7 protein-coding genes are annotated in these 12457 nt (G+C 69.5%); 4 read left to right on the top strand and 3 right to left on the bottom strand.

Annotated elements, in window-relative coordinates:
- Positions 1-140 precede the first annotated feature (140 nt).
- Positions 141-764: a DUF4352 domain-containing protein gene (locus tag GFH49_RS19980; RefSeq protein WP_155057447.1), complete on the top strand. Its 624-nt coding sequence runs from the start codon at positions 141-143 to the stop codon at positions 762-764.
- Between the two features lie 46 nt (positions 765-810).
- Here GFH49_RS19980 and GFH49_RS19985 read toward each other — a convergent pair whose 3' ends face one another.
- On the bottom strand, positions 811-3462 hold the full coding sequence (locus GFH49_RS19985; protein WP_155057448.1) for a cellulose binding domain-containing protein: 2652 nt from the start codon (positions 3460-3462) through the stop codon (positions 811-813).
- Between the two features lie 304 nt (positions 3463-3766).
- Positions 3767-6682, bottom strand: a complete 2916-nt coding sequence (locus GFH49_RS19990; RefSeq protein ID WP_155057449.1) for a glycoside hydrolase family 48 protein — start codon at positions 6680-6682, stop codon at positions 3767-3769.
- A gap of 254 nt (positions 6683-6936) precedes the next feature.
- Between GFH49_RS19990 and GFH49_RS19995 the strand changes: the two genes are divergently transcribed.
- From GFH49_RS19995 to GFH49_RS20005, 3 genes are all read left to right on the top strand, one after another.
- Positions 6937-8424 (top strand): cellulase family glycosylhydrolase, encoded by a 1488-nt coding sequence (locus tag GFH49_RS19995; RefSeq protein ID WP_155057450.1) that lies wholly within the window; start codon positions 6937-6939, stop codon positions 8422-8424.
- 109 nt (positions 8425-8533) lie between these two features.
- Positions 8534-10249, top strand: a complete 1716-nt coding sequence (locus GFH49_RS20000; protein ID WP_155057451.1) for a glycoside hydrolase family 6 protein — start codon at positions 8534-8536, stop codon at positions 10247-10249.
- A gap of 250 nt (positions 10250-10499) precedes the next feature.
- Positions 10500-11393: a class I SAM-dependent methyltransferase gene (locus GFH49_RS20005; RefSeq protein ID WP_155057452.1), complete on the top strand. Its 894-nt coding sequence runs from the start codon at positions 10500-10502 to the stop codon at positions 11391-11393.
- Between the two features lie 190 nt (positions 11394-11583).
- Here GFH49_RS20005 and GFH49_RS20010 read toward each other — a convergent pair whose 3' ends face one another.
- Positions 11584-12420: an aldo/keto reductase gene (locus GFH49_RS20010; protein ID WP_155057453.1), complete on the bottom strand. Its 837-nt coding sequence runs from the start codon at positions 12418-12420 to the stop codon at positions 11584-11586.
- Between the last annotated feature and the right edge of the window lie 37 nt (positions 12421-12457).

Genomic DNA, 12457 nt, shown 5'->3' on the forward strand with positions numbered 1-12457 from the left:
ACCATCTCGCCGGACTCCACCCCCGACGCCGTAACGGACTGCCAGGTTGCTTCACTGGCCGACTTTTTCCGGCCAACTGCACAACCCCCCGGGCCCTTCACGTGTCGTTCACATGCGTACTACTGAACCCTGGGGAGAACATGTTCCGCACCCGAACCCGCACCCGAACCCGCACCGGCATACGCCTCGCCGCCACCACGGCGGCCGTCGTCGCCGCGATCGGCCTCACCGCCTGTGGCTCCGGCTCCGGCGACGAGGTCGTCGACAAGCCCAAGGCGAAGGCCACCGCCGAGGCCGGCACCGACAGCACGAAGGAACCCGCCGCCGAGACGAGCAGCGCCGCGCCCGACGTCGCCAAGGTCGGCGACACGCTCGCCCTCAAGGGCATAGAAGCCGGCAGCGCACTCGACGTCACCCTCGTCGAGGTCGTCGACAACGCCGAGTCCAGCGACGGGTTCTTCGCCCCCGAGTCCGGCAACCGGTGGATCGGCGTGCAGTTCCAGCTCGTCAACACCGGCACCAAGGTCTACAACGACGCTCCCGAGAACGGGGCGCAGATCGTCGACGACCAGGGCCAGCAGTTCGGAACCGTCATCGCCGACATCACGGCCGGCCCCGCCATGTCGGCGGACGTCCGGCTGAAGCCCGGCGCGAAGGCGCTGGGCTGGGTCGTGTTCGAGGTGCCGAAGGCGTCCAAGGCGGCCACGCTCACGTTCGCGATGGACTCGGGCTTCGCCCAGCAGATCGGAGAGTGGACGCTGTAGGCGAGCACAGAGGGCGCGAGCCTGCGACGGCACGCGCCCTCGGCGCTCAGCTCACGGTGCAGTCCTGGTCACCGAGCTTGAACGCGGCCGGTTCCGTGTTCGCCCCCGACCAGTTCCCCGTGAACCCGAAGCTCACGGACGAGCCCGCCGCCACGTTGCCGTTCCAGCCCACGTTCTTCGCCGTCACGGCTGAACCCGACTGCGTGTGGTCGGCGTTCCAGAGCTGGGCGATGGTCTGGCCGTCAGGGAAGGTCCAGTCGAGGGACCAGCCGGTCCAGGCGGTCGTGCCGGTGTTGCTCAGCTGGACGTCCGCCTGGAAGCCGCCCGACCATTCGTTGGTGATCTTGTATGTCACCGCGCAGGCGCCCGTCGGGGTGGGTGTCGGGTCGGTGCCGCCCCCGCCGGTGTCGGCGGTGTCGCCGTAGATGACGCCCCGGCCGTTGGTCGCGACGTACACCCGGCCGTACACGCGCGGGTCGCCGGTGATCGCCGCGCCCGTCCAGCCCCACTGGTGGGCGTCGTCGTTGATGCGGGTCCAGGTCGCGCCCTGGTCGGTGGAGCGGAAGATGCCGCGTACGCCGCCGATCTCGGCGCTGGTGTAGAGCGTCTGGTACGTCGCTCCGGGCGCCGCTCTGCCGAAGCCGATGGTGTCGGCCTGCTCGACGTTCTCCAGCCTGGTGAAGGTGGCGCCGGAGTCGGTCGAGTGCCACAGGCCGTACGCGCCGTCGCTCGCGCCGCCCGCCAGCCATACGTCGCCCTTCGTGCCGGGCAGCGCCTTGAAGCGGACGGTGTCGCCGGACGGGAGCCCGGTCGCGGCCGACGCGGAGAAGGTCGCGCCGCCGTCCGTACTGACGTAGAACTTCCCGGACTTGAAGCCGTAGAAGGTCCGCGGGTCCACTCGGTCCGACTCCACGATCGCACCCGCGGGGATGCCGCTCGACGCCGCCCAGGACGTGCCGAAGCCCGTCGCGTAGTGGACCCCCGTGCCCTGCGGACTCCACACGAACCGGCTGCCGTCGGCCGCCGCCGCGACCGTGCCGCCGCCGCTGACGCCCGAAGGGTCCGTCCCCGCGAACCAGTTGGCGCCGTTGTCCGTCGAGAACGCGATGTGCGGTCCCGAGTCCAGGTTGCCGGCGCGGACCACGGTGTTCGGGTTGCTCTCCGCGAAGTCCAGGCTGGTCGTCGAGGTGAAGTTCGGTGAGGTGTACATCATCGGCGGGACGGTGGTCAGATCCGTGTGCCGGAAGCCGCCTATGTCGCCGAGCGCGCTGAGCAGGGGAGCACCCGAGGGCGGGGACGCGAGGTCGTTGACCGCCGTCTCCTCCAGGCCCCGCACCATCGGCTTGATGGTGAACTGGCCGCCGCTGTCCCACTTCGTCAGGTCCTCGGTGCCGTAGACCGTCGCGCCCGTCCCGTACATCATCCGGTTCGAGTCGAACGGGTCGATCTCCAGCGACTCCGTCATCCAGCCCAGTTTCGGCGTCTGTTCGGGCGGCGCCGGATTCGCGCCCCAGGTCAGCCAGGGCGACGACGCGACGTCCATCGTGTAGCGGTTCGAACGGCTGGGGTACGACGTGTAGTTCCAGGCCTGCGTCCAGGTGCCGCCGCTGTCCGTCGAGCGGAAGATCTGGGTGTCCGGCCACCAGGAGCTGTACGCCGTCGCCATCACCGTGCCCGGCCGCTGCCGGTCGATGGTGAGACCGCTGAAGCCGTAGTACGTGTCGGCCTCCGCCACCGGGCTGATGTCGGTCCAGGTACCGGAAGCGGTCGCATACCGCCACAGCCGGCCCTTGCCGCCGTCGTACGGGCCGCCCGTGTCGCTGTACGCGAGATAGAGATAGCCGTTCGTCGCGTCCAGCACGCCCTTGTGGGCCAGGTAGCCGGTCGGCTGCCCGGCCACGCGGGACCAGGTCGCACCCGCGTCCGTCGAGCGGTACACCGAGTTGTCCTTGTCGGCGACACCGACGTAGATCGTCCGCGTGGCACTGCCCGCCGCAGCGGTCGACTCGTCGAAGGTGACCCAGACGATGCCCTGGTTGTCGGAGGCGTAGCCGCTGGTGTCGCTCGGATCCTGCACGTAGTTGCCGACGTTGGGGAAGTTCGTGACCTGCGACCAGGTGGCACCGGAGTCCGTCGACCGCCACAGCCCGTTGCCGCTGGGCGCACCCAGGTACAGCACGCTGTTCCTGTTCGGGTCGACGGCGAGCCGCTCCCCCATGCCCCGGCCGGGCATGTTGCCGCCCAGCTTGAACGGCAGGTCGGCCTTCTGCCAGCTGGCACCCCGGTCGGCGGACCGCAGCACCGCCCCGTTCCCGGGGTCCCAGCTGTTGGTGTACGTCCCGACCGCCGCGTACACCCGGTCAGGGTCGACGGAGTCGGACGCCAGGCTGACGACTCCCGTGTGCCCCCAGTCCTCCCAGCCGACCGAGTCCAGCAGCGGCGTCCAGGTCTGCGACGACTCCTGCCAGCGGTAGGCACCGCCGATGTCGGTACGGGCGTAGGCGAGATCCTTCTCGCTGCGGTTGAAGACGATGCCGGGGACGAATCCGCCGCCGTCGATCCGGGCGTTCTCCCAGCTGTAGGTGTCGGCGGCGATCGACACGTCCTGCGGGGCGTCGGTGGCCAGCGCGGGCGGGCTGCCCGCGAGCAGTCCGGCCGCGAGGGCCAGCACCGCCGTGAGGATGCGGGTTCTTCGCACGGGGGGTCCTTTCCGGGATGTGGGGGGAGATACGAATGGCAAGCGCTTTCCATCGATCGCGAGAGCAGCCGGGCGACCCCCAGTGCGGGAGAGGGCCGCCCGGCCGGTCGGTCCCGCCGTCAGGTGACGGGACCACGTACGCGGAACCTTTCAGACGCTCCGGAGAAACGCCGTGACCTGCCACGCCCTGCTTTCAGCGGCGCGGGGCCGTATCAATGTGCGGCTCCGCCGCGCGGGCGCGGCCAGCCACAACGGACCCGCTGTCGAACACGGCCCGACCCGCGGAGCGCCCGGCGGGGGCTGGTTATTCGAGAAGCTCCGCGTACGCGCCCATGGCCAGGGCGATGTCCGCCTGGGCCCAGAACCGGTGATAGGTGAAGGAGGGCGCGGCCCCACCCGCCAGATAGCTCTCGATCTTCGACCATGCCGGATCGTCCTCGTAGAACGACCGGATCGAGTCGAACGTCGACGACGAGTCGATCACGTCACCGTTCGGCATGGTGCCGCTCCAGCCGGACGGGACGTACACGGCGTCGTCGAACCGGCTGTAGTCCGCGCGGGTCTCGGGAACGGCGATCCCCAGCGCGTCCTGGTGGTTGTCCCACATGCCGTCCAGCAACGCCTTCGCCGTCGACGCGGCCTCCGCGTCCCCGGACCGATCCGCGTAGTACGTCAGCGTCTTGGCGTACGCGGCAGCCACACCGACATCGTTCGTGTAGTCGGCGACAGTCACGTGAAGTCCGCTGTTGGCACCCGGACTTGACGGATTCCAGGTGTCGGGCTGGCCCGACCACTGAAGCGTCGCCGGGATCTGGTACGTACCGTCGGGATGGACGGTCGTCTCGGACAGCGCCCAGTCGACCCACTTGTCGAGCACCGCCTTCGCCTCGGCGTTCCCCGTCTGCTGGTAGTACTCGGCCACCCGCTCCATCGACCACGCCTGGAAGCCGAACCACTGGTTTGACGGCGGGTCGTGGTAGACGGGCTGCTGGTCGTAGTACATGCCGTAGAACGTCGACGTCCCGGCCGGCGGAGTCGCGTACCGGCCCGCCCAGCTGTTGGTCGCGCCGCCCGCGATGGCGCCCTCGTCGGACTGCAGCCAGCGGTAGAACTCCAGCTGCCGGTCGAGCGAGGTGGCCCAGTCCTGCTGTCCGGTCGCCGACCGGGGCCTCAGATCGGCGGAGGAGCTCAGCGCGTAGGCCGCCATGGGGTTCTGGTAGCCGCCGTGCACATGGCTGGAGCCGATGCGCCAGGCCCAGCCCGCCGAGGTGTCGGTGGCACCGCCCCACGCGTAGTACCAGGACATCAGGTACGTCGAGGAGTCCTTGCCGGTGCCGGCCGGGCAGGTGGACGGTCCGACGCAGTTGCCGACCCGCTTGAAGTACTTGTCGTAGGTGGAGTAGCGCAGATAGTCGCCCATCTTCGCGGCCTTGCTCACGGTCGCGGAGACCTCGCTGCCGTTGCCCTGCTCCTTCGCCCAGACGTCCGCCCAGTACGCGGCCTGCACGGCGCGCGCGTCGGCGTCGGGGGCGTTGGTGTACTTCCACTGCTCGGCGTAGGAGGAGTCACCGGTGAACAGGTCCAGGTACCCGTTCTGGCCGCCGTACGTGAACTCGTCGCAGGTCGGCTGCGGCACCGTCTCCCACACCGACTCCTGCGCGCCGCGCTGGAAGGTGTTGATGTACGACGGTCCCGTGTCCGTCGGTCCGGCCTCGCAGTTGCCGGGCGAGTTGCCGTAGCCGTAGACGTTGTCGACGTCCTGGAGCCAGTGCATGCCGTAGACGTCGTCCGTGCCGTACGCCGCCCTCAGCTCGGCGGCGATCGGGTCCGAGCCGACCGGGACCGACGAGTCGAGCTGCGCCGGGTACTCGTTCGGGGTGTCCAGCTCGGGGGCGTAGGTCGCCGGGTCCGAGGCGTTGTAGAACGAGTTGGTCGGCTGGTCGGCGTGGGTCGGGATCATGTACCTCTCCATGGTGTCCCAGGCCTCGTTGAACTTGGACCAGTCGCCGGTGACCTTGCCGTACTGGGCCTGCAGCCAGAGAAGGTAGCTGTACGCCTCCGACGTGGTCTCATGGCCGTGGTCCGGCGCCTCGACGATCAGCGTCTCGACCGAGTGGTAGGGGATGCCCTCGGGGGAGAAGTAGCCGCTCGCCGGGTTGGTGATCCTGCCGTAGAGCTCCAGGAAACGGGCGTCGTACTCCTTCGTCGTCTCGATCTGGGTGACCGTGACGGCGGCCCTCGCGTGCCCGGTGGCGGACGACTCGAACGTCGCCGCGCCCGTGCCCGACGAGTCCGCCGTGATCGTCACCGGCTGCGCGGTGTCCCAGTTCGACGGAGTGAAGGTGAGGGACGCCCCACCGGTCACCGACAGGCCCGAGTTTCCGTCCGTCCGGGCCGTCGTGACGGTCACGTTCGCGGACGGCTGCGTCGACAGCTTCACCTCGTACGTGCCCGTCCTGCCCTGCTGGACGGCGAGTTGGTTGGTCGAGGCCACCACGGCGGGACCCGAGGCGACCGTGATGCCGACCGGCGTGGAGGTGCCGGACGCGCCCAGGCTGTCGTACGCCCTCGCCACCAGCGAATGACTGCCCACGGTCAAGCTTGAGACCGAGAGCGAGTACGGCGCGCTGGTGTCGGTGCCGAGCAGCGTGGTGTCGTCGTAGAACTCGACCCTGCTGACCGTCGCGCCGTCGGCCGCCGCCGCGGTGGCCGCGAGCGGGACCGCGTCACCCTGCGAGTAGACGGCGCCCGCGGCCGGGCTGGTCAGCACGGTGATCGGCGGCTGGTGTGCGCCCGTGCAGGCCGTGCCGTTGATCGCGAAGCTCGTGGGCGCGGTGTTGGTGCCGCTGTAGGTGAACTGCGCGCCGGCCGAGACGGCGGCTCCGGCCGCGATCGTCGCGTTGTGCGAGGCGTTCTGCACGGTGACGGTCTGACCGGACTGGGACCAGGTGCCGTTCCAGCCGTTGGTCAGCCTCTGGTTGCCCGAGTAGGCATACGTCAGGGTCCAGCCGCTGATCGGGTCCGTACCGCGGTTGGTGATCGTCAGGTCCGCGGTGAAGCCGGAGCCCCAGTCGTTGGTCTTGTAGTCGACGCTGCACTGAAGTGCCGCCGCACGGGCGGGCGTCGATCCCGCCGACAGCATCGTGAAAGGGAGCGCGAGGGCCGCCACGACAGCGGTCCACAAACGCCGCCGGGCGCGGCGTCTCCTTCTGGGGGGCATGTGCTGGTTCCTCCTTGCGGCTCGGGAGAAGTCAAGGCTTGAACCAGTGGGAGCGCTCCCATAGTGGAGACGGGTGGTCAAGGGGTCAAGGTGCTTGAAGAGTCGAAAAGATTCGATGGATTCCGCTAAGGAAAAGTCAAGCGCATCCCCTGTCCTTTACCGTCACTTGGCGATACCTTCCTTCGCACCAGTGGGAGCGACTCCATCAGTCGACGCGTCCGCCACGGCCGCGCCCGAGCTGCAAGGACTCGCTCATGCGACACCCCCCGCGTTCAGGAGTTTTACTCGTCCTCTCAGCCGCCGCGGCGCTGGTCGGTACCGCGATCGCACCGGTCGTCACGGCGTCGGGAGCCACGCCCGCGTGCACGGTGGAGTACACCGTCACGAGCCAGTGGGACACCGGCTTCCAGGGCGGCGTGACCATCACCAACAACATGGCCGCGGTGAGCGGTTGGCACCTCACCTTCGACTTCGCCGGCGGTCAGCAGGTCAGTCAGGGCTGGAACGCCAAGTGGTCCCAGTCCGGTACGACGGTGACCGCGGTCAACGAGAGCTGGAACGGCACGCTCGCCACCGGCGCGAGCGTCAGCGCCGGGTTCATCGCCTCCGGGTCGGGGAGCACCGCCGCACCGACCTCGTTCCAGCTCAACGGCACGACCTGCAACGTCGACACCGAGCCGTCACCCTCGCCGACCGATCCACCCGACCCCGACCCCGACCCCGGCGCCGCGCCGCCCGTGCTGCGCGTCTCCGGGAACGAGCTCGTGGACTCCGGCGGCACCACCCGTCGCCTGCTCGGCGTGAACCGTTCCGGCGGTGAGTTCGCGTGCGTGCAGGGCTACGGCATCTGGGACGGGCCGGTGGACGACGCGGCCGTCAAGGCGATCGCCGACTGGAACGCCAACACCGTCCGCATCCCGCTCAACGAGGAGTGCTGGCTGGGCCTGTCCAACATCAAGCCCGAGTACGCGGGCGCCAACTACATAGCCGCCGTCAAGGACCTGGTGGCCAAGGTGGAGGCGCACGGCATGACGCCGATGGTCGAACTGCACTGGTCCTGGGGGCAGTACACCGGCAACTCGGCGGGCTGCTCCGACGTGCACGCCAGCTGCCAGAAACCGATGCCCAACATGCAGTACACACCGTCCTTCTGGACGTCGGTGGCGAACACCTTCAAGGACGACCCGGCGGTCGTGTTCGACCTGTTCAACGAGCCCTACCCGGACCGCGCCACCGCCACCGCCACCCAGGCGTGGCAGTGCTGGCGGGACGGCGGCACCTGCCCCGGCATCGGCTATGAGGTCGCCGGCATGCAGGACCTCGTCGACGCCATCCGGGGCACCGGCGCGCAGAACCTGATCCTGGCCGGCGGGCTCGCCTACTCGAACGACCTGAGCCAGTGGCTGACGTACCAGCCCACCGACCCGGCCGGCAATCTCGCCGCGGCCTGGCACGTCTACAACTTCAACTCCTGCGCGAACGAGAGCTGCTGGAACTCCACGCTCGCCCCCGTCGCGGCCCAAGTGCCGCTGGTCGCCGGGGAGATCGGGGAGAACACCTGCGCGCACTCCTTCATCGACCAGGTCATGAAGTGGTTCGACGACCGCGGCCTGTCCTACCTGGGCTGGACCTGGAACACGTGGAACTGCGGCTCCGGTCCGGCGCTGATCTCCAGTTACGACGGCACTCCCACGTCGTACGGCATCGGGCTGCGTGATCACTTGCGCGCCCAGAACGGATAACCACAGCAACGGTCAACGTCCGCAACGGTCAACGTCCGCAACGGTCCGGTCCGCAACGGTCAACGTCCGCACATGGTCAATTTCCGCAACGGAGAGGGAACCCGCACTCATGAGTCGTACCAGAACTGCGATGCTCGCCGCCCTGGCGCTGGTCGCCGGGGCTTCCGGGACGGCGTTCGCCGTCGATACCGGCGGGGTGGAGGCGGCCGCCGTCCCCTGCACCGTCGACTACACGGTGCAGAACCAGTGGGACACCGGCTTCACCGCCGCGGTGACGGTCACCAACAACGGCGCCGCCAAGTCGGCTTGGGCGGTCAGGTGGTCGTACGCCGGAAACCAGACCATCACCAACGGCTGGAACGCGAGGTTCAGTCAGAGCGGGACCGCCGTCACCGCCGCCAACGAGTCCTACAACGGCACGCTGGCTACCGGCGGTTCGATCAGCTTCGGCTTCAACGCCTCCTACAGCGGCAGCAACGCGCTGCCGACGACCTTCACCCTCGACGGCGTGACCTGCAACGTGGACGACGGTGGCGGCGATCCCACGGATCCGGACCCGGACCCGACCGGCCCACGGGTCGACAACCCGTACTCGGGCGCCAAGGTGTACGTGAACCCGGAGTGGTCCGCGAAGGCCGCCGCCGAGCCGGGCGGCAGCCGGATCGCCGACCAGCCGACGGGCGTGTGGCTCGACCGGACCGCCGCGATCAACGGGGTCAACGGCGGTATGGGGCTGCGTGACCACCTCGACGAGGCGCTGACGCAGAAGGGCTCCGACGAACTCGTCGTCCAGCTGGTGATCTACAACCTGCCGGGCCGGGACTGCGCCGCGCTCGCGTCCAACGGTGAGCTGGGCCCGACGGAGATCGACCGGTACAAGACCGAGTACATCGACCCGATCGCCGCGATCCTCGCCGACCCGAAGTACGCCGATCTGCGGATCGTGACGACCATCGAGATCGACTCGCTGCCCAACCTCGTCACCAACACCGGGAGCCGCCCGACGGCCACCCCGGAGTGCGATGTGATGAAGGCCAACGGCAACTACGTCAAGGGCGTCGGCTACGCGCTCAGCGAGCTGGGCGACGTGCCCAACGTCTACAACTACATCGACGCCGGGCACCACGGCTGGATCGGCTGGGACGACAACTTCGGCGCGTCCGCGAACATCATGCTGGAGGCGGCCACCGCCGAGGGCGCCACCGTCGACGACGTGCACGGCTTCATCGCCAACACCGCCAACTACAGCGCTCTGAGGGAGGAGAACTTCACGGTCAACGACTCCGTGAACGGCACCTCCGTGCGCGAGTCGCAGTGGGTCGACTGGAACCGGTACGTCGACGAGCTGTCGTTCGCCCAGGCCTTCCGCAACCAGCTCGTCTCGACCGGCTTCAACTCGGACATCGGCATGCTGATCGACACGTCCCGGAACGGCTGGGGCGGTTCCGCCCGGCCCGCCGGTCCCGGTGCGAGGACCAGCGTCGACACCTACGTGGACGGTGGCCGCTACGACCGTCGCATCCACGTCGGCAACTGGTGCAACCAGACCGGCGCCGGCCTCGGCGAGCGTCCGCAGGCCAGCCCGGCCGCCGGGATCGACGCGTACGTGTGGATGAAGCCGCCGGGGGAGTCCGACGGGTCCAGCACCGCGATCCCGAACGATGAGGGCAAGGGCTTCGACCGCATGTGCGACCCGACGTACGAGGGCAATCCGCGCAACGGGAACAACATGTCCGGTGCGCTGGCGAACGCTCCGCTGTCGGGGCACTGGTTCTCGGCGCAGTTCCAGCAGCTGATGCAGAACGCGTATCCGCCGTTGTCGTAGTGCCATGACTGCGGCTGCGGGTTGTTCGTGGCTGATCGCGCAGTTCCCCGCGCCCCTATAGGGGCGCGGTAGTCCGCCGGGGTTGGTCGGTACCCCTGTGCCAGGCCCCGGCGGACTGCGAACTCCACCGCTGAGTAGTCGGCGTGGTTGGCCTTCCGAGCCGTGGTTTTTTGCTGTGGCGGCAACAGCGATTGCCTGTTCGCGGTGCGTCGGCGCACGCTGGCCGTACCCGGACGAGAGGCTCACCACCATGGCGCACGACCACCAGCACCAGCACCAGCACCGGCACGATCACCAGCACACCGACATCGACTGGGCGGAGATGGCCCCGGTGCTGGAGGCACAGGCGGAGCTGTACACGCCCCTGCACGAGCGCGCGCTCGCCTGGCTCGGCAAGAAACAGACCGAGCCAGGGCTGATCGTCGACGCGGGCAGCGGGCCCGGCGTCGTCTCCTGTCTGCTCGCCGACGCCTTCCCCGGTGCCCGGGTCGTCGCCGTCGACGGCTCCGCGCCGCTGCTGGAGCGGGCCCGCGGGCGGGCGGAGCGGCTCGGCGTCGCGGACCGCTTCGGCACGCTCGCCGGTGAACTGCCCGACATCATGGGTGACTTGGAGTACCCGGCCGATCTGATCTGGGCCAGCCACAGCCTGCACCACCTCGGCGACCAGCGCGCCGCGATCGCGGCCTGCGCCGAGCGGCTGACGTTCGGCGGCACCCTCGCGCTCGTGGAGGGCGGCCTGCCGACCCGCTTCCTGCCGCGTGACATCGGGATCGGGCGCCCGGGCCTGCAGGCACGCCTCGACGCCGTGCAGGAGGAGTGGTTCACGGAGATGCGGGCGGCCCTGCCGGGCAGTGTGGCCGCACCCGAGGACTGGCCTGCCCTGATGACCGCCGCCGGCCTGAAACCCACCGGCACCCGCAGCTTCCTGCTCGACCTGCCCGCCCCGGCCCCGGACCGGGCGCGCACCGTCGCCGCCGCCACCCTCTCCCGCTACCGCGACACCATCGGCGACGGCCTCGACGCCACCGACCGCGCCACCCTCGACCGCCTCGTCGACCCCGACGACAAGGCGAGCGTGCACCATCGGCCGGACCTGTTCGTCCTCTCGGCCCGCACGGTCCACACAGCCGTCCGCACCGGCTGAGGCGGACTGCGGCTCAGCCGCCGCCGGGTCCGGCGGTTGCGCGACGCCGGGCATGCCTGCGCGACGCCGTCGAGGCCGCGCTGAAGGAGTCCGGGCGGCTCGACGCGGTCATCGCCAACGCCGGTCTCGCCACCCACGATTCATCCGCGCGTCCATCGACGCCCTGACCGGGCCGCCCGACCGGTGCTGGTCAGGCCGACTCGACCGTGGCCGGGTCCAGGCCCAGCCGGCGGTCCTCGTTGAGCGCGCTGATCGCTGCCAGGTCCTCGGTGTCCAGGGTGAAGTCGAAGACCTCGATGTTCTCCTTGATCCGGGACGGCGTCACGGACTTGGGGATGACCACGTTGCCGAGCTGGAGGTGCCAGCGCAGCACCACCTGGGCGGGGGTGCGGCCGTGCTTCTGGGCGATGGCCACGATCGCCGGGACCTCCAGCAGGCCCTTGCCGGAGCCGAGCGGCGACCAGGCCTCGGTGGCGATGCCCTGCTCCGCGTGGTACTCGCGGGCCGCGCGCTGCTGGAGGTGCGGGTGCAGCTCGATCTGGTTGACGGCGGGGATGACCGATGTCTCGTCGATCAGTCGCTGAAGGTGCTCCGGCAGGAAGTTGGAGACACCGATGGCACGCACCCGGCCGTCGGCGAGGAGCTTCTCGAACGCCTTGTACGTGTTGACGAAGTCGCCGGTGGCCGGGCGCGGCCAGTGGATCAGGTACAGATCCAGGTGGTCCAGGCCCAGCTTGGCCAGGGACTCGTCGAAGGCCCGCAGGGTGGAGTCGTACCCGTGGTCGCTGTTCCAGAGCTTGGTGGTGACGAAGAGGTCCGCGCGGGGAACGCCGGAGGCGGCGATCGCCTTGCCGGTGCCCTCTTCATTGCCGTAGATCGCCGCTGTGTCGATGCTGCGGTACCCGGCCTCCAGCGCGGTGGCGACCGCCTGCTCCGCCTCGGCGTCCGGCACCTGCCAGACGCCGAAGCCCAGCTGGGGCATCTCGACGCCGTTGTTGAGGATGATCGGGGGGACCTTGCTGCTCACGAGCTCTCGATCCTTCGGTTGTCGTCAGGTGGTACTG

The sequence above is a fragment of the Streptomyces blattellae genome (genome assembly GCF_009709555.1).
Lineage (GTDB): Bacteria > Actinomycetota > Actinomycetes > Streptomycetales > Streptomycetaceae > Streptomyces > Streptomyces blattellae.

Excerpts from the sequence above, each read along its gene's own strand:
- GFH49_RS20000 (WP_155057451.1), top strand. The coding sequence starts at position 8,534 with ATGAGTCGTACCAGAACTGCGATGCTCGCCGCCCTGGCGCTGGTCGCC.
- GFH49_RS19990 (WP_155057449.1), bottom strand. The coding sequence starts at position 6,682 with ATGCCCCCCAGAAGGAGACGCCGCGCCCGGCGGCGTTTGTGGACCGCT.
- GFH49_RS20005 (WP_155057452.1), top strand. The coding sequence starts at position 10,500 with ATGGCGCACGACCACCAGCACCAGCACCAGCACCGGCACGATCACCAG.
- GFH49_RS19995 (WP_155057450.1), top strand. The coding sequence starts at position 6,937 with ATGCGACACCCCCCGCGTTCAGGAGTTTTACTCGTCCTCTCAGCCGCC.
- GFH49_RS19980 (WP_155057447.1), top strand. The coding sequence starts at position 141 with ATGTTCCGCACCCGAACCCGCACCCGAACCCGCACCGGCATACGCCTC.